The 22,224-nt window shown below is 44.3% G+C and carries 22 protein-coding genes and 1 pseudogene; 17 read left to right on the plus strand and 6 right to left on the minus strand.

Going from position 1 to position 22,224, the window contains the following annotated elements:
* The coding region (locus AC29Z1_RS00865; protein WP_488269566.1) for a hypothetical protein at nt 1-735 on the minus strand (735 nt) is incomplete at its 3' end.
* Between the two features lie 136 nt (nt 736-871).
* On the opposite strand from AC29Z1_RS00865, the gene AC29Z1_RS00870 reads away from it, so the two are divergent.
* The 6 genes from AC29Z1_RS00870 (at nt 872) to AC29Z1_RS00895 (ending at nt 4,620) form a co-directional block, all read left to right on the plus strand.
* Nucleotides 872-2,050 carry an FtsW/RodA/SpoVE family cell cycle protein gene (locus AC29Z1_RS00870; RefSeq protein ID WP_488269567.1) on the plus strand — a complete coding sequence of 393 codons (1,179 nt, stop codon included), beginning with the start codon at nt 872-874 and terminating at the stop codon, nt 2,048-2,050.
* 112 nt (nt 2,051-2,162) lie between these two features.
* A complete protein-coding gene (locus AC29Z1_RS00875) occupies nt 2,163-2,435 on the plus strand; it encodes a PspC domain-containing protein (protein WP_488269568.1) in 273 nt (90 codons plus the stop codon).
* 113 nt (nt 2,436-2,548) lie between these two features.
* On the plus strand, nt 2,549-2,893 hold the full coding sequence (locus tag AC29Z1_RS00880; protein WP_488269569.1) for a spore coat associated protein CotJA: 345 nt from the start codon (nt 2,549-2,551) through the stop codon (nt 2,891-2,893).
* Between the two features lie 19 nt (nt 2,894-2,912).
* Entirely contained in the window at nt 2,913-3,170 is a 258-nt protein-coding gene (locus tag AC29Z1_RS00885) for a spore coat protein CotJB (protein WP_488269570.1), read from the plus strand.
* Between the two features lie 23 nt (nt 3,171-3,193).
* Nucleotides 3,194-3,793 (plus strand): manganese catalase family protein, encoded by a 600-nt coding sequence (locus tag AC29Z1_RS00890; protein WP_488269571.1) that lies wholly within the window; start codon nt 3,194-3,196, stop codon nt 3,791-3,793.
* A 503-nt stretch (nt 3,794-4,296) separates the two neighbouring features.
* Nucleotides 4,297-4,620, plus strand: a complete 324-nt coding sequence (locus AC29Z1_RS00895; RefSeq protein ID WP_488269572.1) for a hypothetical protein — start codon at nt 4,297-4,299, stop codon at nt 4,618-4,620.
* Nucleotides 4,621-4,702: 82 nt separating this feature from the next.
* Here the strand turns inward: AC29Z1_RS00895 and AC29Z1_RS00900 are convergent, their stop codons facing one another.
* Nucleotides 4,703-5,794, minus strand: coding sequence for a M48 family metalloprotease (locus AC29Z1_RS00900; RefSeq protein WP_488269573.1), 1,092 nt, complete (start codon nt 5,792-5,794; stop codon nt 4,703-4,705).
* A gap of 154 nt (nt 5,795-5,948) precedes the next feature.
* On the opposite strand from AC29Z1_RS00900, the gene AC29Z1_RS00905 reads away from it, so the two are divergent.
* Together AC29Z1_RS00905 and AC29Z1_RS00910 are read left to right on the plus strand one after the other, a co-directional pair.
* Nucleotides 5,949-8,315 (plus strand): hypothetical protein, encoded by a 2,367-nt coding sequence (locus AC29Z1_RS00905; RefSeq protein WP_488269574.1) that lies wholly within the window; start codon nt 5,949-5,951, stop codon nt 8,313-8,315.
* 16 nt (nt 8,316-8,331) lie between these two features.
* Nucleotides 8,332-9,105 (plus strand): amino acid ABC transporter ATP-binding protein, encoded by a 774-nt coding sequence (locus tag AC29Z1_RS00910; RefSeq protein ID WP_488269575.1) that lies wholly within the window; start codon nt 8,332-8,334, stop codon nt 9,103-9,105.
* A gap of 85 nt (nt 9,106-9,190) precedes the next feature.
* Here the strand turns inward: AC29Z1_RS00910 and ftsH are convergent, their stop codons facing one another.
* Nucleotides 9,191-11,002, minus strand: coding sequence for an ATP-dependent zinc metalloprotease FtsH (ftsH, locus tag AC29Z1_RS00915; RefSeq protein WP_488269576.1), 1,812 nt, complete (start codon nt 11,000-11,002; stop codon nt 9,191-9,193).
* A gap of 378 nt (nt 11,003-11,380) precedes the next feature.
* On the opposite strand from ftsH, the gene AC29Z1_RS00920 reads away from it, so the two are divergent.
* From AC29Z1_RS00920 to AC29Z1_RS00950, 7 genes and pseudogenes are all read left to right on the plus strand, one after another.
* A complete protein-coding gene (locus tag AC29Z1_RS00920) occupies nt 11,381-13,744 on the plus strand; it encodes a PAS domain-containing hybrid sensor histidine kinase/response regulator (protein ID WP_488269577.1) in 2,364 nt (787 codons plus the stop codon).
* Nucleotides 13,745-13,749: 5 nt separating this feature from the next.
* Nucleotides 13,750-14,916, plus strand: a complete 1,167-nt coding sequence (locus AC29Z1_RS00925) for a sensor histidine kinase (protein WP_488269578.1) — start codon at nt 13,750-13,752, stop codon at nt 14,914-14,916.
* A gap of 3 nt (nt 14,917-14,919) precedes the next feature.
* Complete coding sequence (locus AC29Z1_RS00930; protein ID WP_488269579.1) at nt 14,920-16,059, plus strand: sigma-54-dependent transcriptional regulator; 1,140 nt, start codon at nt 14,920-14,922, stop codon at nt 16,057-16,059.
* A gap of 12 nt (nt 16,060-16,071) precedes the next feature.
* Nucleotides 16,072-16,158: pseudogene (locus AC29Z1_RS00935) on the plus strand (hypothetical protein); the annotation flags it as partial.
* 45 nt (nt 16,159-16,203) lie between these two features.
* Nucleotides 16,204-16,404: a helix-turn-helix domain-containing protein gene (locus AC29Z1_RS00940; protein WP_488269593.1), complete on the plus strand. Its 201-nt coding sequence runs from the start codon at nt 16,204-16,206 to the stop codon at nt 16,402-16,404.
* Nucleotides 16,405-17,028: 624 nt separating this feature from the next.
* Nucleotides 17,029-17,256: a Spo0E family sporulation regulatory protein-aspartic acid phosphatase gene (locus tag AC29Z1_RS00945; RefSeq protein WP_488269594.1), complete on the plus strand. Its 228-nt coding sequence runs from the start codon at nt 17,029-17,031 to the stop codon at nt 17,254-17,256.
* 15 nt (nt 17,257-17,271) lie between these two features.
* Complete coding sequence (locus tag AC29Z1_RS00950) at nt 17,272-18,990, plus strand: methyl-accepting chemotaxis protein (protein WP_488269580.1); 1,719 nt, start codon at nt 17,272-17,274, stop codon at nt 18,988-18,990.
* 424 nt (nt 18,991-19,414) lie between these two features.
* On the opposite strand, the gene AC29Z1_RS00955 is transcribed toward AC29Z1_RS00950, so the two are convergent.
* From AC29Z1_RS00955 to AC29Z1_RS00965, 3 genes are all read right to left on the minus strand, one after another.
* On the minus strand, nt 19,415-19,582 hold the full coding sequence (locus AC29Z1_RS00955; protein ID WP_488269581.1) for a hypothetical protein: 168 nt from the start codon (nt 19,580-19,582) through the stop codon (nt 19,415-19,417).
* Nucleotides 19,583-19,693: 111 nt separating this feature from the next.
* Complete coding sequence (locus AC29Z1_RS00960; RefSeq protein WP_488269582.1) at nt 19,694-19,840, minus strand: hypothetical protein; 147 nt, start codon at nt 19,838-19,840, stop codon at nt 19,694-19,696.
* Nucleotides 19,841-19,913: 73 nt separating this feature from the next.
* Nucleotides 19,914-20,141, minus strand: a complete 228-nt coding sequence (locus AC29Z1_RS00965) for a hypothetical protein (RefSeq protein WP_488269583.1) — start codon at nt 20,139-20,141, stop codon at nt 19,914-19,916.
* A gap of 175 nt (nt 20,142-20,316) precedes the next feature.
* On the opposite strand from AC29Z1_RS00965, the gene AC29Z1_RS00970 reads away from it, so the two are divergent.
* Both AC29Z1_RS00970 and AC29Z1_RS00975 read left to right on the plus strand, forming a co-directional pair.
* Nucleotides 20,317-20,991: a hypothetical protein gene (locus AC29Z1_RS00970; RefSeq protein ID WP_488269584.1), complete on the plus strand. Its 675-nt coding sequence runs from the start codon at nt 20,317-20,319 to the stop codon at nt 20,989-20,991.
* A gap of 167 nt (nt 20,992-21,158) precedes the next feature.
* Nucleotides 21,159-22,115 carry a 3'-5' exoribonuclease YhaM family protein gene (locus AC29Z1_RS00975; RefSeq protein WP_488269585.1) on the plus strand — a complete coding sequence of 319 codons (957 nt, stop codon included), beginning with the start codon at nt 21,159-21,161 and terminating at the stop codon, nt 22,113-22,115.
* Nucleotides 22,116-22,224: the final 109 nt, after the last annotated feature.

Consider the following 22,224-nt stretch of genomic DNA (forward strand, 5'->3'; position numbering starts at 1 on the left):
TGATTCAAGGTCGACGACAACAATCGACGCTCCGTCTTCATTTACAATGTACGCGGTTTGGTTGTCGGCAGTTACGGCGGCGTGACAGGGATAAGCCGCCAGCCCGCTAGGACAACTGGAGCATTGGATGGTAATAACGCTCGGGGAAGAAGGCTTTTTGCTTAAGTTAAACAGTACAGCTCCTTCTCCGGTAAACGCTGTATTGGTAAAAGGCACAATCAGCCGATTGCCAGCGAGAATGATATTGGTGGGAATACCGGCCATGTCGTATTGCCACACGACGGTGCCCGACATATTCAATTCCATAATGGTGCCGCCGGCGTTGTGTTCCCACGCGGTATAGATATTTTTCTCATTAGCTGCCAAACCTACGCAACTAGCCTTGACTGCTGGTGATCCTAGCAGTTCGGACGACATGGTGGCTAAGTCCAGACGATGTAGGTTACCGCAGGGTTCGGCAAGATAGGCGGTAGTGGGACTATTTTCTGCTAAGACGAACTGAGCCGGGTAAGGAATAGTCAGCGGCAGGCCGTAGAGGGACAAACTGGTCAGATTGACTACGAGAATACGGTTGTTACCATGTGTACTGGTACAGGGCAGATAGGCTTTGGTTTTATCTGGGGTAACGGCAAGTTCGATAGGGGTTACTTCTGGTGCATAGTGTAGTTCTTTTAGAATTTCGCCGCTAGGCCCGTCGGCAAGAATTACAGCATGGGTAGTGGCATCAACTGCCAATATTTTGTATGGCTTTACCCCATGCGGATCACCTCTTTTTACCCGAAGTTTTGTAGTCGATGGTTCATCATCTTATATATAATATTGGGTTGAATACTGTTTTGTTAACGTACTTTTTGCAGAGGAGCGTCAGAACGTGAAAGAAAAGAGGCTTAGGAACTTTCCTAGATTATGGGTTAGTCCGGCTGAAGCGGTATTTTTTATTACCGGCATTTTATTTGTTATTGGAACCATTAATATTTTTAGTGCCAGTTTTGTACTGGGTGGCCAATTATTTCGTGACGGTTACTTTTTTCTTACCCGCCACTTAATCTCTTTTGCAGTGGGGTTTATAGCCTTGCTGGTTGCTGCGGTGATAGACTACCGGAAAATTCAGCGCGGCTGGCTCCTGTTGGCCATATTGTTAGCGATTGGTTTTTTGTTGGCAGTGCATTTTGTCGGGGTAGAAGCCAATGGTGCTAAACGCTGGCTCACTATAGGCAGTTTTACTTTCCAACCTTCAGAGTTTGCCAAACTTACCGTAATTATTGTTACTGCCGCTTATCTTGGAGCTCAGCTTGATCGTGGTAGGCCAGTATCTCTGAAATCATGGCCGCTTGCTGTAGCTATAGTACTTGGTGCATTTGTACATAGGCAGCCGGATATGGGGACGGCCGCTGTAATTGTCGGACTATGCCTGGTGTTGTATATATTAGCAGGTATCCCCAAACAGGAACTATATGTACTTGCTCTAGGTGCTGGCGTGTTAACGGTGTATCTTGTTTATGCTGCTGCTTACCGGGCTGAACGCATTTGGGCTTGGCTTGACCCATGGGCTTATCAGCAGACATCAGGTTATCAGACTGTGCAATCGTTGTTAGCCATCGGCTCAGGCGGATTTTTTGGTTCCGGGTTAGGCATGGGAGCCAGTAAATTTCACTATTTGCCAGAAGCGCATACCGATTTTGCTTTTGCCGTGTTATGTCAGGAAATGGGATTTTTGGGGGCGACAGTGGTATTATTGCTTTTGGGCGGTTTAGCTTGGTACGGAATCCAGATTGCCAGCAGGGCTCCGGACGGATATGGACTATTTTTGGCAGCTGGTGTGACGACTTTGGTTGTTGGGCAGGCTGTTGGTAATATTGCCATGGTTTCAGGGGTCGTACCAGTTACTGGTGTGCCATTACCGTTTATTAGTTTTGGAGGCACTTCCCTGATTGTTAATTGTACCGCGATTGGTCTTTTGATTAGTGTTGGCCGCCGGAGTACCGGCAAGGTGTTTAAGCCAGGCAGCAAAGCAACGCCTGCGCGTCGTCGCCTAAAACTCGTGAAGTAAACAGAAGTGATGTTTAAAGCCCTCTTGATACGGAAATAATTACTAGTGAAATTATATTAGTAATTATTCCGGAAATTAGCGGCTTGCGCTAATTTCTCAAGGGGGCTTTGGTATGATCTGGCTAATTCGGGCAGGTGCCTATCTTTTCAGTGGGTTAACCATCTGGCAGTTTGTTCAGGGAACCGGGACACCTGACGCCGGAATCCACCGCCACTTAGCATTGGATCAGTCAAATGGTATGGTGTTAGGCGTATGTGCCGGTTTTAGCGCCTATACCGGCTTAGATGTTTCGCTCATTCGTTTGGCCTGGGCGCTGGCGGTATTGTATCGAGGGGCAGGATTGGCATTATATATTCTTGCTTTCTTAATTATGCCGGCATCTTAATACATATGAACAAAAAATTCGGCAGGTTTCTGCCGAATTTTTTTGTTCCTGTGGTGACATTTGCTATTGGATTCACATAAAATACACTAAGTTAATGAGAGGAGGCTTTCTTAGTGAAGAAAAAAGCTACCAGACATCAGATGTATGCAAAACCTCTATTTAAAAATAAAGGTATGAAGATGCCAGATAACATGCATGACGTAGATGATATGTGTGATATGGATATGTGTATGGACATGAATGACGATATGGAGAAGTGCAACAGCGAATATGAACATAAAATGGAGAGTATGGACATGATGGGATCTGCTGCATGTGACGATATGCCAGACTGCATAATGCTAGCCCATGCGTATGTTCCTTGGCAGTTTTATGAACAAGCTTTTACTCCGCCTGAGGCTCTGATGAAAGGGACTTTATTCCCGGAACTCTGGGGCGTTTATAAAATCCCGAAATAATGTTAGGAGGTGTAAATACGTGAAACTTGATAGACAACGTGCCTTACTTAAAAAAGTCCAGGAGATGGAATTTGTTGCCGTCGAACTGAATTTGTATCTTGACACCCATCCTTGTGACCAAGAGGCACTGCATGACTTTAATTGTGCGGCAGAAATGTTAAGAAAGTATAAAGAAAAATATGAATGTGAGTTTGGACCATTGCTGAATTTTGGTTTTAGCACTTCGTCTCCTGAACAATGGCAATGGGTACAAGGGCCTTGGCCGTGGGAAATATAATTTTGGAATAAGGAGCAGTGGATATGTGGATCTATGAAAAAAAACTAGAACATCCCGTACGTGTCACCTGTCCAGACGTCAAATTTGCCAAGATGGTAATTACCCAATATGGCGGTCCTGACGGTGAATTGTCTGCTTCACTCAGATATTTGAACCAACGCTACAGCATGCCGACAAATAATGCGAAAGCGTTACTCACTGATATTGGCACCGAAGAGCTGGCTCACATGGAAATGATTGCAGCTTTAGTATATAAACTGGTTGATGGGGCTAGCTGCGAAGAGTTTAAAGCAGCCGGCTGGGAAGGGCAGTTTGTTCAGCATAATCATGGACTGTTTTGGACTGATGCGAATGGTGTGCCTTGGAGTGCTAAATATATTGCCTGCCTCGGCGATCCCATAACCGATTTGACCGAAGACATGGCGGCAGAGCAAAAAGCACGAACAACTTATGAGCATTTGATTGCTTGTACCGATGATCCGCTTGTAAAAGATACATTGCGTTTTCTGTGGCAACGGGAAGTCGTCCACTTCCAACGGTTTGGCGAAGCTCTGAATGAAGTTCAGGAATGGATGTGTAAGAGCAAGCATATGTGGGCTGGCCACAACTGTGCGTGCGATTAAGAATTATCAGTAAATTTTTGGCCGAAAAGAATATTTTCCGGCTATTTCTGGTTGTGAATAAGGTAATGGTTTAGTGCTATAGGTCTTGATTTCTCAATGATCAGCCTGGTTTCCCAAAATCAAATATAAAATGAACGCTGCGAAAACTGAGACGGTTTACGCAGCGTTTTTACATAAAACCCCATCGACTATCAAGTTTTTTTCTTATATAATAATTAATACTAAGTAAGTTGGCTAGAAAGGGAGATAATACTATGAAAGCCATTCGGCACATAGTAACTATTTCTGCATATCTTATTAATAACTTTGCACATCGGAACAAGGAAATTGAAGTTACAAGATGTGAAGTATCCCAGATTCGGCTCAGTCGATGATGGGTATCGGTATCGCCCGGTAGCTTTGGCTACCGGGCGTAATTATTTTTATAACATAAGTAGTTTCTAAAATAATTCTAAAAAAAGGAGTTTATTATTAATTATGGTTCCGACTTACATGGAAAGGAAGTGGTTTCCATAAAACGTGTAGCCAAAAAAGTAATCATATGCTCCCTGGTCGGCTTACTGCAAGTCGGTTTGTTTGCCACAGCTGTTGAGGCAGCTCCACCAAGACCTTGCGATCCGCCGCGTTATGAGCATCGGCATGATCATGAGCGGCGAGAGTTTGAAAAAGAAAAGAATCGCAGAATTCAGGAAGAGAATAAGCGTCACGAAAAAAACATGAAACGTCTCCCGTTTGAGACCAAGAAACAATGGCATGAGCGTCAGAAAAAAGAGATCCAGCGTCACAAAAGAGCTATTCATGAAATCATGCAGATGAGATTTAGGTAATCCTACATAATAGCCCCCAGGTTCAAACTGAGCCTGGGGGTTTTTGCGTGGTTGATTCGGTAAAGGGAGAGTTGGTCGGATACTAAAAACCTAAAATTCCATTTAATTGCTTAGCAAGCTCTGCTGGGCTTTTCTCGCTAGGTAATGGCTCCATAATGATTATGCCGTTCATAGTGAGTTGGCCGTTGTTTACGATACAAGGAGCTCCTGAGGGGATGCTGTGAAATACGGTGGCTAAATTGCCGGCAATAAAGTAGGCCCGTTCCTCGGCAAGTAAACCATTGGCGGCAGCTATGGGGGTAACCCAGGGTTTGCCGTTTACATATACCGTAGTGTTTTCAACTTTCACTTTGTGATTACTGTATTCGGTTAATCGCTTGCTGAAGTATTCGATTCTTTCCTGATTGGTGGGATGATCATTGGGGTTTATGATATTTTCAAAAGAGCTGCGTGTTTTCGTGCCATGTTTGGCAGCAATTCTTGCCCAGATAGCCGCTCCCGCACCCGGATTATAGCCTGCGTTGACTGCATATGTAAACGAGTTGGCATCTGCCTGTTTTTCCTGAGGCAAGGTTGTATGGGTAGCTATGAGTTGGCGGCAAATAATTGTAGTTGTTATGGCTGAGGCAGCATTGGGATTCTTTTCCTGGTACAAAGCCTGGGCTACGGATAGGGAGACAATCTTAGGCAATGATTTCAGAGAATGCTGTTCTAAGCCATGGGAAAGTTCATGTGCCAGCACAAATGCTAGTTCATCTTCATTGTAATTAAGCTCATGAAATAGACCGATATTGACACTTACCGTATTTCCCAATCCGCAGAAAGCGTTAAAACTTTGTTGATTATTGACAAACCAGGAGAATGGGGGTTTTATCTTTCCTTCAGGATCAATGCTTGCTAATAGCCTAGACATAACCGAGTTCAATTGGCGATTGGCTGTTTCATCTTGGTTAACCCCATACTCTTTTTTGAAATTGGCCAGTATTTTTTCGCTTTCATTATAGTGCATATGGGTTAATGTCTGCTGTAAGTAGTAATACTGTAAAAAACCGCCTAGCAAAATATTGGTCAAGGAAGCATTCGCGGTGGCCGGAGCCGAGCCTATGGTAATTATGGTAAACAAAACAATCAACAGCGAGGTTTTGCATTTTCGCCAGAAACCGTTTTTGTTCATGGGTATTGCCTCCTTACGCCTGCGGCATCTATGTTTATGATACCAAACTTAGACGAAAAAGCCAACTTTCGGACAAGCCGCTCTTTATTGGTAAATTATCCAGTATGGGGAGATACTATAACATGGTCATCTAGCCAGGATAAGGGGGGCAATCATGGCAAATACGCTAACTACCATTCGTAAAGCCATTATACGAACCTTCTTTTTAAATACCTTTAACCGTGATGTGGTCATACTTATCATTGTCAGTGTGGCGCTTGGCTCATTATTGGCAGGCATAGTAGCAAGGACGGCTGATACTTACTTTTCTGCAACCATATCCACGCTGGTTGGCGAATACGGTGAATTTGACCTAATCATTAATGTTCGGGAAGAAATGAAAGAAGATGGTAAGGTTCAGATTGGCAAAGTGATCGATCAGGTTTTCCCAGGGGCTACGCTTAAGGAAGGACCAACACTAAGCGGACTGACAAGCTTTTTTGTAGGTTTGCCGGATGAGTATAAAACCAAACAAACCTATGAGACCATCGATAGTATATTTGGCAGTGTCCCTGGCAGATCAGGCGTTAGTATTATGACTGAACCGCGGATAACTATTAGAGCGGTTCCCGATGGTGCGATAAATACGGTTATTGAGCAAATCATGCAAATGGAAGGCGTGTTATTTGCTTTTCGTGACGGGAGTTCAGTTATCGTTATCATAAAGTCATTGGAATATTCGTCGGCGGTCAATGCGGAAATTGAGAAATTATTTTCGCAATATCATATTATTGATATTGCTTTTCCGGTTGGCAGTGAGCCTGAGAATGGCATACGTTTAGGGGAGCAAATTGCTGATGCTATCCGGGCAGAAAAAGCCGCCGGGTATGCGGAAAGTGTGTCTATTGACAGCCGTAATAATGAGATGGTTTATCTTACAAGTACGATGGTTGAATTAAAACGGTTTTTAAGCGCCTTTATTACTAAAGCGACTATTACTCCGGCAGCCGGAGTACGGTTTAGCATTGGTGATACTATCGCTTTCCAGGGAACGGCAGCCAATGCTCCTACTCCTGGAGCTGCCGTCGAGCCGGATCATGTTTTAGTCCAAGTAACAACCGTAAAGAATGATGGGGCGGCAGAAGGCATGGTTATGCAAGGAAATGCCATGGACATGGCCAATAACCAGGGATATACCGTGGTGAATTCTGTAATCGGCAATCCAGTAGGTACGGCCAGTTTTAATAACCCGCGCGTAACATTAGGAAACGCATTAAACGAGACAGCTAAATTAGTCGGACAGATTCCTGGCATTGCTCAGGATGCCCAAAATATGACAACCATTGCCGGCAATGCTTTGGATAATTACGGTACAAGCCTGGCGGCTATTGAACAGACGTTGGTCAGCTTAGATAATGCAGGTACAACCATTGAGGCGGCTACTAGCGGTTTGGCTAATTTGAATACCGGAAGCATTCAGGCGCAAGTGAATAATTCTTCGCTGGCCATAGGTACCTTGTTGAATACTTTACAAGTGATCCGGCTGCTTAATGCCGATGTAGCATCGTCTATTAACGAGTTAACGGTAACGCAGCAAAATCTGGCTAATCTTCAGGCCGGGCTGGAAGCACTTGAAAATGTAGCAACAATTGCTCGGCAGGCGCAGTCGTCTATTGACGATATAGTCGCTAACGGTAATAATACCCTTGCCAGTCTGCAAGCCTTTGATATTAATGGCACTCGCAGTACACTGAATGATATTCATGGTCGTCTGGCAGAGTTGCAAACCTTCGACACCGCCTTTGTTGCTGCGCAATTGCAATATCTGGGGGCAGCCGTGCCTAATCTGAAAGACGAGGAAATCAGTCAATCCATCATACTTTTGGATAAATTTATTGCCGGTCAGGTTATTCCCAGCCAACGGTTACAAATCCTAACCAAAAGTAGTACGACCATCGATTTGGTAGCACCAGTTATTTATCGGGTGGTAGGACATAGTAATGTGTCGTTATATACATCCGCGCTAGGAGTAATCGAGCCAGATCCCCGTGCCGAAGTCATGATGATTTTGGCACAGGTCAAAGCTATTTTAGCAGGCATGGTTTCGTTGATTGCTGCGATTATTTTCCTGACCCTTGATCATACTGCTATTATGAGTGTCATTCGCCGACAGCGGACAATGACCCAAATACCGGCAGCCAAGGGTTGGATGCGGCTGGTGCAAGGCCTAAGAAATACTTTTACGGCTCCGGAATGTCTCTACGGTATGGCTGTTGGTGCGCTGCTATTGACCATGATGTTTATTTTGTCGGGAGGCGGTATTCCTTATCTGCCATGGATTGGGGTACCGCTACTTGGAGCTGCACTGGGGTGGTTAATTGCCAACAATGCGGAAAAAATTAGTCCGCTTGCGACCGATGAAGTGATTGCTGGCGAAGCATTGGGAATGTCCTTTGATGAAATCATGCGTGAAATTGTTATTCCTAATAGTCGTCCGGGATTACTTCAATCCTTGAATAAGCGAAAAATGAAATTTAAATAGGTTAGGTGGAGAGGCTATGCTTGTCATCCAAAACCTGTATAAACAATTTGGCAGTTTAGTGGCTGTTAATAATTTCAACCTTACCGTCAACACCGGGGAAACTGTCGTGCTAATGGGACCATCAGGTTGTGGCAAGTCAACAACCATTAGAACCATTAACCGGCTGGTGGAACCCAATCGCGGTTCTATTTTACTTAAAGGGGTCGATATTCTGGCAATGGGACCCGATGAATTGCGGGAGGTGCGCAAACGCATCGGCTTTGTATTTCAGCATTTTAATCTTATTGGACGGTTAACTGCTTTAGAAAATGTCATGCTAGGACTCGTTATGGGCGGGATAGATCGGGAAACGGCCCAGTGTAAAGCTACAGAGGCACTGATTAAGGTTGGTTTGGAAAAGCATCTTAGTCATAAACCCGATCAATTGTCAGGTGGCCAGCAGCAGCGTGTGGGTATTGCTAGAGCTTTGGCGTATGAACCGGAGCTTATGCTTTGGGATGAACCAACGGCATCACTGGATCCCATATTAGTGCGGGAAGTACTGGTGGTCATGGAGGAGTTGGCCCGTTATCGTGCCAGCACTATGATTGTTGTGACTCACGAATTGCCTTTTGCCCTCCGGGTAGCTGACAGAATTGTCCTGATGGATAAGGGGAGTATTGTGGAAGAAGGGCTGCCTTCTGAAGTGTTTGTTAATCCGACTTCAGATATTGGGAGAAAGTATAAAGAATTGATTGAATACCAAATGAATACCAGTGCCCAAACGCTTGCAGGTAAAACGCTAATGTAAGGCTAACAAACTCAGCAAAAACTCCTATTCCTCCATGATGAGGGATAGGAGTTTTTGACCATGGTAAAGATGATTACAAGCTTTCTCATGGTGACATGTTGTGTATAATCTCAGTCATTTGGGCACCTGATATGACTTCTTCCTCCTGCAGGAATTGGGAAACCTGATGCAGGATGTCCAGGTGATCGGTCAGTATTTTGGTTGCGGTTGACTGGGCTTCATTCAAAAGGAGACGAATTTCTTCATCAATATGAGCAATAGTTAAGGGACTTAAATCGTTGCGGCTGGTAGCCCCAGTTTGCAAATAGCTGCCTGCTGCGACGGCATACCGGACAGGTCCTAATTTGGGGGACATGCCGAACTCGGTAACCATTCGCCGGGCCATTTCAGTGGCCCGTTCTAAATCATTGGCTGCTCCGGTAGAGGCCTCATTAAAAATGATTAGCTCGGCCGCCCGCCCGCCAAGCATGACTGCCATTCGTGACCGCAATTCGTTTTCGCCGATAAGATAGTGGTCTTCTTCCGGCATCTGCATGGTATAGCCGAGAGCACCCTTGGATGTAGGAATAATACTGATTTTGTGTACCGGATCTGTTCCCGAAAGATAATAAGCAGTCAGGGCATGACCTACTTCATGATAAGCCACTTTTTTACGAATATCTGGGGAGAGGGGGGTTTTACGTTGTAAGCCAGCTACCACTCGCTCAATGGCCAAGTCAAAATCGTTCATGGAAATGGTATTGGAGTTGCGCCTGATAGCCAGTAGGGAGGCTTCGTTGGCAATGTTGGCTAACTCTGCACCAGAAAATCCGGCAGTTACTTTGGCCAGTCGTTCTAACTGGACATCACTGCTTAATGGCATATTACGGGTATGAATTCTGAGGATTTCCAGTCGTCCCGGTTCGGTAGGCAGTGTTACTTGAATCTGACGGTCAAATCGGCCTGGACGTACTAATGCCGGATCAAGAATTTCGGGACGGTTGGTGGCGGCCATAATGACCACGCCGGAATTCGCCTTAAAGCCATCCATTTCTGCCAGCAACTGATTAAGAGTATTTTCTTGTTCGCTGTTACCTCCTATACGTCCAATATTTGTCCGAGCTTGTCCAATGGCATCAATTTCATCAATGAAGATAATACAGGGAGCTTTTTTCTGAGCCTGTTGGAACAGGTCGCGAACTCTAGCGGCACCAACTCCGACAAACATTTCGACAAAACTAGAGCCTGTAAGAAAGAAAAAGGGGACTCCGGCTTCACCGGCAGTTGCTTTGGCAAGCAAAGTTTTACCGGTTCCGGGAGGACCTACTAGCAGAACCCCCTTTGGGAGTTTCGCACCAATGCGGGTGAATTTTTCTGGACTAACCAGGTAATCAATAATTTCCCTTAGTTCCACTTCGGCTTCGCCAACTCCGCCGACATCCGCAAATTTAACTCCAATCATTTCGCCTTCTATTTCGTGGGCTTTGCTTTTACCTAGAGACATGGCGGTCGGCCCTCCGCTCATGCGTTTAAAAATAAAATACCACAGCAATAGTAACGGCAATAATGGGAGCAACCACCCTAATATCGATGAGAGCAAACTTTGCGTTGGCGCTTGAGCCGAAAACTCAACTCCAGACTTGATTAGCCGGTCAATTAGGTCCGGATCATTAACCGGTACGACATTAGCGATAGTTTCTTTTTGATCTTCGGTTTCCTTTAGGGTAAAAATGATGCGGTCGCTGGTTAAAATAACCTGCTTAACTTTATTTTCATTTAAGTGTTGGAGAAAGGCATGGTAGCTGACCTCGGTTTCGCGAATGACGAATGGCTTGTAGACATAATCATTGAACAGCCAAGCGACTAATAGTGCCAGCAAAATAAATCCTGTAGAAAAAGTTTTTTGCTTTTTGTCCATGGTAAGCCTCCGCTAATCCGACAGATGTGAAATTAGTATATCCGCCAGTGAACTATCCGATAACTGAAGCGGAGCAAGTTTTCCGATAAAGGAGGGATACTATCCTCAATGACCAGCGAAAAAGCGGCAACAATGGTAATAAGTACGCGATGGATGGATAGTCGTTTTTCGAAAAATTGTGCGCACTTACTGCTTGTGACTCGGTGTGGCTTATTTTGTAAAGAGGAAAACCGATATTTATAGAGAAGTATCTAACCAAGTATTGGTAGATAATAAATCGTCGTTACACGAACACGCATTATTGAGGACGTTATCAAATGTGAGAAAGTAGGATTACGATGAAAAAGGTTTATAGAAAATTCACGATTTCCTTTGTTAGTGCAGTCGGCACAGGCGGTGACCCGACCTGTTACATCTTGTGATTGGTGTTACAAGAAGATTGTTGAATTTATTCAGGAGGCCATTGTCCTGCATACACGCGGGCGGATTGTATATGTTAACCCAGGATTTTTAGCCTTGTTTGGCTATGAAACTGAAGCGGCAGTTATCGGTATGTCGGTATTTGATCTTGTCGCGCCAGAATGTCATGAACAAGTGGCTCACAATATCATGTACCGAGAACATGGGGGAGAGGTGCCTGTTTGCTATGAAATTAGGCTGCTGCGTGCCAACGGTACTACATTTTATGGGGAAGTAGTGGCAAGTGTCTTTTCGGTTGAGAACGAAGTGGTATTTATTGACAGTGTGCGTGATATTACATCAAGAAAACGCATGGAAGCTGAGCTGGAGGCCAGTAAACGGGAAGCTGAACTACAAAATGCGAATATGACAGCCATTTTTGACAGTACCACAGATTTTATCTGGTCTGTTGATCGGAATTTTAACTTACTATATTGTAATCAGGCACTCATTGACCACCATCTTGATAATTACGGCGTAGATCCCAGGGACGAAACCAGGTTACGGCAAGTAATGCCGCCAGAGATGTTTTGTTTTTGGGAGGACTTGTACCGTCAGGTGCTGACGAATGGCCGGTTGGTAACAGAACATTATGCCCATAGAGGTGATAAATATTTTGAAGGTACCCTAAATCCTATTATTGTCAACGGTGAGACAGTGGCGATTGCTGTTTATCTCCGGGATATTACGGCGCGCAAGCGGACAGAATTAGCCTTAAAAGAAGCCAATCAGCTTCTAGAAATAAAAGTAGAAGAACGGACCAACGAACTAACCTGTTTAAATGAAGAACTGACAGCCATGAATGAAGAATTGCTTGCTATGAACGAGGAAGTATTGGCCGTTAATGAAGAACTGCGGCAGGCAAAGGCAGCTGCTGATTTGGCTACTCGGGCCAAAAGTACGTTTATTACCAATATGTCCCACGAAATTCGGACACCGATGAATGCTATTCTGGGGTTTTCGCAATTATTGCAGCGGGAAACAAGCCTGAATCCACAGCAGAGGCAGTATTTGGAAAGTATTAACCAAGCCGGTGTGCATTTGCTGGAACTGATTGATGGTATTTTGGATATGGCTAAAATTGAAGCAGGACGGATCACGCTGCGTCCTGCGCCAACTGATTTGCCGGAGCTGTTGCGAGACATAGGGCAAATGTTTTATCTGCGGGCTGAGGAGAAAGGGCTAAATTTTGTTATTGATATTGCTGAAAATTTGCCACGAGCTGTTATGTTGGATGAAGGACGGCTGCGGCAAGTGCTTATCAATCTACTGGGCAATGCGGTGAAATTTACCAGCGAAGGTGTTATTATTTTGCGGGCGCGTTTTTTCCCTGAAAATACAGACAATATTCGACTCGAGTTTGCAGTTGAGGATACTGGTTGCGGAATTTATCCGCAAGATATGGATCGATTGTTTCGAACCTTTGAACAGGCAAGCGCGGGGCTGGAGGCTGGCAGCGGCACAGGCTTAGGTTTGGCTATCAGTCGCGAAATAGTCCGCTTAATGAAGGGGGATATTACAGTCAGCAGTCAGCCGGGGAAAGGCAGCATTTTTCAGTTCTATATTCAGGTGCAACCCGCTGATGAAAAAGACGTGACCAAGCATCGGATAACCCGTCGGCGGGTTAAGGCGGTGCGCAGCGGCTCAGCTCCCTACCGGGTTATGATTGTGGATGACGCAGAACTAAATCGTACGTTGTTAGCCATCTTGCTGGAAAAGGTAGGTTTTGCAGTTCGGCAGGCCAGCAATGGTCAAGAAGCTATCGATCTGGCAGCCACGTGGCGTCCGGATATTATTCTTATGGATATAAAAATGCCGGCAGGAATGGACGGTTTTGAAGCCATTCGCCGGATTCGCGCAAATCCTGAGTTTGGTTATGTGCCGATTATTGCGGTAACGGCAAGTGCCTTTGCCGAGGAACGGCAAAAAGCCATTCAGGCAGGAGCTAATAACTTTTTGAGTAAGCCTTTTGAGGAAGCAGATTTGTTTGAGGCGATTGGTAATCTTCTGCAACTGGAATATGAGTTCGAGCAGGGAGAGATTAATGGAGGAAATCGTCGGGGGGTGCAAACGGAAGTCCATCTAAAGCCAGACATGTTGAACGTTTTGCCGTCTGAGATTACTAGCAGGCTGCGGGATGCCGTTTTGGAAGGGGATTATTATACCCTTTTGGATCTGGCAGAACAAGCCAAGGCACATGATGCCAATGTGGCAGCAGCGTTAACCCTTATGACTCAGCAATATCAGTTTGAACAACTAATTGAGTTATTAGCAGGGGAGTGAAGCTGATGCGGGGATTCCTGCAAGATCAATATAAACCAACCATCTTGATTGTAGATGATACCCCGGCTAACCTGAGTGTACTTGCATCAATGCTTACAACACGGGGCTACCAGATTCGGATTGCACCCAGTGGGCGGTTAGCGCTGCAGTTTGTTGCACGCAGTCAGCCGGACTTGATTTTGCTTGATATTTCTATGCCAGATATGGACGGATACGAAGTTTGCCGGCAATTAAAGGAGAATAAAGTATGGAGTTCCATACCGGTTATCTTTATTAGTGCGCGGAACGATACGCAGGGAAAGGTACGCTCGTTTGAAGCTGGTGGCGTGGATTATATAACAAAACCATTTCAATATGCTGAAGTAGAAGCACGGGTAGAGGCACATATTAAGCTGCATCTGTATCAGCGATATCTGGAAGACTTGGTGGAGCAAAAGACGCGTGAATTGATTCAGGCTCAGAAAAAAATAGCTAAGACTGAAAAAATGAGTATTATGGGAGTGATGGCAGCAGGTATAACGCATGAGATTAGCCAACCGCTCAACGCTATTAAGCTGCTTGCCGGCAATTTGGTACTTTCGTATGCGGAAGGTAAAAGCCAGGGAATTAGCCAATATATTGATATCTGCAAAGAAATATTACGTCAAACCGATCGGGTCCAGGAGATCATTAGTCATTTTCGGTCCTTTATCCGGAGTGATGATAGCCGGCTTCAACCTTGCAGTCTGAATGACGCGATCAGTAATTCGTTAAAAATAGTCAGCAGGCAGCTTAACGACCATGGCATTATGGTAAAACAGTCTCTGCAACCCGATCTGCCGTATATATCAGCTACTAACACAGGCTTAGAGACCATATTGGTTAATCTGCTACTCAACAGTATGCAGGCGCTTGCTACAATGGAATCGTCGGAAAAGTATATTTTCCTGCGGACATATGTAGACAAAGATGTTATACTGGAAGTCGTGGATAATGGTCCAGGCATTGCAGAAGAGGTTAGGAGCAGAATTTTTGACCCTCTGTTTTCCACTAAGCGTGAAGATAATCTGGGACTTGGACTTGCTATTGTCAAAAATATTGTATCTTCCTATAAAGGCAGGATTGAAGTGGTTTCCGACGCTAAAAGTCGAACTGCCTTCAAAATATTTTTCAGCAGCAGTAAGGAGGTCTAACCCATGCGGGTATTGTTAGTAGATGATGACCAGGATAGCCGGTCTACCGTCAGATGGTTTTTGCAAGACCGTGATTGCGAGGTAACGGAGTGCTCCTGTGCGGCTGAAGCCCTGGCCGAACTTAATAATACAGACTACCCAATGGTGCTTGCCGACATTTGTATGCCAGGTATGTCAGGTATTGAGCTGACAAAAGCAATCAAAGAGCGTCCCAATGGCTGGCAGACAGATATTGTTTTGTTTACCGGTTACGCAGATATAGAATCTGCTGTTGCCGCTTTGCGTGCAGGGGCTTATGATTATCTACGCAAGCCAGTTGATGCCCAGGAACTTGCTTTGACTATTGACCGGGTGGCTGAACATCAAGCGCTGCTTAGAGAAAACAAGAAGCTGACAGAAAAATTCGAGGATGAAGTTTGTGCTGCCACCGAGGAAACCCGACGTGAACTTTTTTATGTGAAGAAGGCGCTGGCCGAGTCGGTTATTGGTAAAGTGGGAGTTTTCGGCGAAGCTACCCGCCGACTACTTGAGCTGGCAGAGCGCTTTCATGCCGACAGATCAATACCTGTTCTTATTCAAGGGGAAACAGGCGTTGGCAAGGAGATTATTGCCAAAGCCATCCACTACGGGATGACAATGGATGCAGTAGAAACCAGGCCGTTTGTTGATATCAACTGCAGCGCGTTGACCCCGTCACTGTTTGAAAGTGAGATGTTTGGCTATGAGGCCGGCGCATTTACCGGCAGTGCGACTAAAGGTGCCAAAGGCAAATTTGATATGGCGCAACATGGAACACTGTTTCTTGACGAAGTGGGTGAAATCCCGCTTGCCTTGCAGGCAAAGCTGCTTAGGGTGTTGCAGGAAAAAGAATTTTATCGGGTAGGCGGTCTGAAGAAAATATCCACTGATATCCGAATTATTTGCGCTACCAATGTTCCTTTAGAAGACTTAGTAAAACAAGGGAAATTCCGCCAGGATCTTTATTACCGGCTGAAAGTCGGTGAGATTATAGTACCGCCCTTGCGAGAACGCCAGGACGAGATTGTGCCGCTGGCAACGGCGCTGCTGCTGGACGCCGCCAGACAAAAAAAGAAGCGGTTTCAACGGGTGTCTGCTGCTGCCGCTGGTCTGCTAAGAAAATAATCTTGGCCAGGGAATATAAGGGAATTGAAAAATGTTATGGAATATGTTGCTTTTGCCTATGATGCGGAGGAACTAGAAACTCATCATATTGCCAATTTACTGGGAGAAGAATTGCGCAGCCAAGTCTTCAACAAGGTACTGGGAGTGAATACTGCCAGACAGGAACTAATTTTACCTTTTCCTCTTGGCGGATATTCTTTAAAAGACTTTACCGATGATATTGTTGATGCTGTCTTAGCCGCTCATAACGGTAATCAGGCGGCTGCCGCTAATTATCTGGGAATTTCACTGCGAGCCTTATTCTATCGTTTGAAAAAGAAGCGAGTGAAAACAGCCAAAGCATAGAAAGTGAAAAACGTTTTATTACACTGTAGTTTTTTGCAACATGTATGACAACATAAACAGTAGCTTTTTGCAACATATATGATAGCCAGTAGGGAATGAGCGCTGTTAGCGTATTAGTTTCAGTTCTATAGTAGTAGGTAATTTATCCTTAAGGCGTGTCGCAAACGTTAAAAGACGTTTTGTGGCACGCTGTTTTAATACAAGTAGAAATAAAACAAAATAATGAGAATGAACGTAGTAGAAGCAGATGGTTTGTTAGCATAAGTGAAAAAAACTTCACCCAAAAATTTCATTACACTGAAGTTTTTGGCCAATATGTATGACGCCCAATCGGGAGTACTTGTTATGATCTGACCAATCGGGAGTACTTGTTATGATCTGATTAGAAAGAAACAATCTTCTGGGCAAAATGGGATTGTTTTTACCTATATCTAATCGAAAGCAACCCTTTATTATTTTACTTTTATCCAGAATAAACTGCTTTTGTCGGACTTTTTTGCTCTAATTTGTAAGTAATAAGAATATTATTTTGTAAAGCGTGCCAATATTGGCACGTTTTTTGCTATATAAGCAAGCACAAGCAGGTACTACAATAACGAAGGAGGGGTATGAATATTGGTCAGTATGGACGATTTGGCTGTACGGCCAATGATGGGTAGCAATCGTGAAGAAGCAAGCAGTACTTTGAGTGCTTATGCCGCTCTTATTGAAGATACTCGCAGTCGGTTGTATGTACTTGCGGCAGCAAAAAGGTATGATCTGCAAGACCCAGATGTCCTTTCGCTAAGCCATAAACTGGATACACTAATTGTTGCTTTTGAAAGGCTAAAAAAATCAGGAACTAATAACTAAGAAAGAGGGAATTTAATGAAAAATTGGCTGGTTAATCTTAAAATAACGTATAAACTAGTTGGTCTAATGCTGATAGCATCAATTGCTTTAGGTGCAGTCGGATATACGGGCTTTTATTATCTTAAGCAGGGCAGCGCTGCTTTTACGACTATGTATGATGAAGGGTTAGTTCCAGCAGTGGAAATAACCGCAACCCGGGCGCATGTAAGAGCAAGAAATTCCGCGTTATTGGAATTGATGCTTACCCAGGATGCCAAGAGAAAGGAAGAATTACAATCTCTTATTAAGCAACGTAGCCAAACAGTAGAAAACATTATGAACGAATTGAAACAAGCTCAGTTGGATCCAACCGCAAAGGAATTACTTGCTAAGGTCGAGGACGACGGACGCAATTTTAGAAATGGCAGTGAGGCGGTTATTGCATTGGCACTTCAAAACAAGAAGGAAGAGGCGTATGCCTATTACAATAGTCACGTTTTTCCTTTGGCTGAGCAGTATACGAATAACTTGCGGACTTTTGCCGACCATTTATCCAAGCAGGCCAAGGAGATGGATAAGAAAAACGATGAAGCTGTTGCGCTTGCTACAAACGTAATTTTGAGTATAATTACTGGTTCATTCTTGTTGCTGATCTTGGGCGGCTTTGTAATTACCAGATCGATCACAGTACCTATTAGTGCCATGTTATCAGTTTGTCAGGAACTCGAAGCAGGCGATTTTCGCGATAAGCCGCGAAAGTACATTAGTAAAGATGAGCTTGGCCAACTGGCCGATACTTTAATTGGAATGCGAAGCGTTCTGCGTACGGTACTGAAGCAGGTTAATGAGTCGGCTAGTCAGGTAGCGGCTTCTTCGGAAGAATTGTATGCCAGTGCCGAACAGTCATCCCATGCTGTTACCCAAGTGGCCAGTGCCATTCAAGAAGTGGCGCAAGGGGCAGAACGGCAATTAAAGGCAGTGGATGATACTTCTGCCGTGGTAGAACAGATATCAGCCGGTATCCAGCAAGCTGCAGCTACCGCTAACCAGGTAGCCGATCATTCGCAGAAAGCTTCTGAAAGAGCGGAAGAAGGCGAAAAGTCGGTGGTGAAAGCCGTTAATCAGATGGCGTTAATCGAACAGACAGTCACCAACTCGGCGCAGGTAGTCGCCAAGCTGGGCGAACGGTCAAAAGAGATTGGCCAGATTGTTGATACCATATCCGGAATTGCCGGTCAGACTAATTTACTGGCACTTAATGCCGCCATTGAGGCTGCCAGAGCAGGCGAGCAGGGCCGGGGCTTTGCCGTTGTTGCCGAAGAAGTCCGTAAGCTGGCAGAACAGTCGCAAGAAGCAGCCAAGCAAATTGCATCTCTGATTGCCGAAATCCAGGGAGATACCGATAAGGCGGTTATTGCGATGAATGAAGGTACGCGCGAGGTTGCGGTAGGCACCGAGGTTGTTACTGCAGCTGGAGAAGCATTTAAGGAAATCACAGCTTTGGTAACTCAAGTATCAGACCAAGTACAGGAGATTTCTGCCGCTATGCAGCAGATGGCCAGTGGTAGCCAGCAAATCGTAGAAGCCGTAAGGGAAATTGATAAAAATAGTAAAGCGGCGGCAGAGCAATCCCAGTCGGTATCGGCAGCAACCGAAGAACAAACTGCTTCTATGGAAGAGATTGCTGCTTCCAGCCAAAGCCTTGCCAAACTCGCCCAAGATCTCCAGACGGCTGTAAACCATTTCCAAATATAGTATGTAGCTGAAAGAATGGGGGCGCTAGCGTGTCTGAACAGTTAGTTGTGCTGCAATTGGCAGCAGAAGAATATGCTATTTCCATATCGAAGGTGAAAGAAATTATTCGCTATCATGGCGCTACAAAACTGCTGAAATGCATGTAAGAGCTGCTTAACCAGCGTTAATATATGGTTTAACATCTTCCTGTTGGGGAATACTATAAACTAACATGGAAGATGTGAGGTGATTTTGTTTCTTGCTTCGATTTCGCAATCATCCATTGGTCATCTTTACGGCATTGCTAATCATCTATACTGTGTATAATTCGATTGCTGCTATTTTTAAGTAAACGTTGATCATCTATGTTTGCAGTTATAAGTCAACATAAAAACACGGCCGCAAAGGCCGTGTTTTTATGAGTTTATGGCTGTGTTTAGTTGTTTTAATGTTCTGAGGATCTGATGGAGTTTCGCAAATAGTTGAGTACTTTCTTACCTTCTTCGGTAAGAACCGTTCCTTTGCCTTGGCAATTTGGGCAAGGTTTTTTGCCAATATTCCCACTACCTTTACATGTAGTACAAGTTTCTTCTAATTTTAGCTGGTTTTCCATAATCTATGCCCCTTGTCTTTTTCTTTGAATGTCTCACACTTAGCGAATAATGTCAAGTAAAAAAAGTAGAACAGGTTATTATAGCCTGGTCTACTTTCTTTTTAGTCTACATTATTCTGCCGGATGATTGTCCTCAAACACCGGAGGTCGGGATTTAAGCGGTTGCTCGTACTCCCATGGGCCGTCTTCTTGTTTTTCCGGCTTGATCACTTCAAACTTTTCTGAAAAACTTTGGTGGCCGGTTTTGTCTGTTTTCACACTATCACCTCCGGTGTTAGTGTATCCTGATTTGTAGCATTATACGAAATGTTGCTGAGAACTTACCGTAAGTTTATGCTTCGCCTGTGTTGCTGGCGCTATCGTTTGAACAATCGCTCATCTCGCTTGATGGCTGATTTTCAGGCAATCGGCCATTATTTAATTGCACGAGCAGTTCAATCATTTGCTTGTTTTGTGCAATCATAATTTCTTGGTTTTTAACGATTTTTTCTAGTGGCGCAAGCGCAGCTTGAAATTTTTCTATAAGGTGTTTAATCACTCTGTCAAAAGATGCCAACATAATACCCCCTTTAGTTTCTTGGTATAGTTTATTATTACGAGCAGAGAAAGGTGAGGATTTTATTAGGAGACTGTCCAGTCGCCATTTACAATGTCGAATTATGTGATACAATGATGAACAGACAACTAATTTTGTGACTAATTTATAGGAATAAATAATAATACTAGGAGGTAAAATGCGTAACATTATTGCAGCAATAACTATGGGGCTTATCTTAACAGGAGTTCCGGTCTTGGCATCGCCGACAGCAGAATTTGAACAGGGAACATTGGTATTGGAGTTTGGTAGCACTTTACAATCTAAAGTGACTGGCCAAGGATATATGGGGATAGGGGCTGCTGGTGATTCCGGGTACAAGTATTCGGTTACTGCCGGTTTAAGTGATAAGTTTGCGCTGCAGTTTAAGGATGGTTATTGTAGAACGGAAAAGAAAACTGCTTCGCTTGCTGTTCTAGGATCAGTAAGAAGTTATGCTAAATCTGAGCCCTCAGATCTAAATCTGCTGTATAAAGTAAATCCTAACCTGGTGTTGATTGCTGGGTATGAACATACTACAATTTCTTATGGGCAGTATATTGACCCTGCTTCGCGTTCAATGTTTCATGTTGGAATAACCGGGATACATAAACTGGATGATAAAGCTACGCTTTTTGCCACTATGGTTAGAGGCAGCGATGCATCTCTGGACGAAGCCGGTATTAGTTATAAATTGTCTGATACCAGTACTTTTACTGTATCCTACGCAGAGCGGAAAGTGAAAAATGTCGATCTGCCGATCCATAATCTATCTACTCTTAAAGAAGATTATACTATGCGAGGCATTACCTGCATGCTTGGTATAAAGTTATAGCCATAGACAAGGCGGAGTCCTGCACAACATGCAGGACTTCTTTTATGGCCGCCTTCCGTGAAAAGTAAATAGATATAAGTAAAACCTAAACAGAGGATTTTGTCTAGGTTTAAGAGAATGTATTAACATATTTTTTATGAATGTACAATATGGCAGAGGAGAACGTAATGAGACTTGGGGAAATAACGAAAAATCCCAAAGGATTTAGAGTGTCCGGGATATATCAGGTATCTAGGTTTGAGGTTAAAACCGCCAAAAACGGCAAGCCATACGGCGATTGTGTTGTGAGTGATCCTAGTTCAGAGATACCGGCTAAATTTTGGGATATATCACCGGAGAGTGCTGGGTTGTTTCAGCAAAACAGCGTATTGGGGATTGAAGCCACACTGGATTATTTTAAGGAAAGCCCACAGTTGACCATTGACAGGGTGTATGTGCCATCACGACAGGAAATTGACCAATCCCTGCAAATGTTGGGCCTGGTGGCGCCGCGGGATATTGACAATATGTATCTTGAGCTGCAGCATCTGATTGCCAGTATACGCCATGATAAGCTACGGCACATGCTGTTATATCTTTTTGCGGACAATACACCCTTTACTGAACGATTCAAACGCCATCCGGGTGCTGTTCGCAATCACCATGCTTATATTGGCGGTTTGCTGTTGCATACGCTGGAGGTAGCGGAGGCGGCCTTAGATCAGTGTGTCCGCAATGAACGAATTAACAAAGACTTGTTACTAGCAGCAGCACTAGTTCACGATATTGGGAAAGTTCGGGAGATTGAGGTAGACGCAATGGGGCTGCCTGTTGGTTTTACCAAAGAGGGGAAATTGCTCCGTCATATCTCTTTAGGGATAGAACTGGTAGGGCAGGCTTGCCGGGAAGTGCAAGTTGAGGAAGAAGTAGAGGTAATCCTCAAACACTGTATTCTTTCCCATCATGGACAGGCCGAGTGGGGCAGTCCGGTGGAACCTATGATTTTGGAAGCAGAACTACTACATTATTTAGATAATCTGAGTGCTAAAACCGATCAATTTGTTCGGGAACAGGAACGTTTAGAACCTGGCGGTTTTACTAAAAGTTATATTTTGCGGCGGGAGGTGTACCGGACAAGTTTTTGAGGGTGATTGACTGGTCTGCGGGCATACTAATAACACATGATAGCGTATTGGCTGACCGGAAAAGAAATCAAGAGTAAATGTCATATATAAGAAAACCAATAAAGAGTAT

Source organism: Sporomusa sp. (assembly GCF_057736855.1).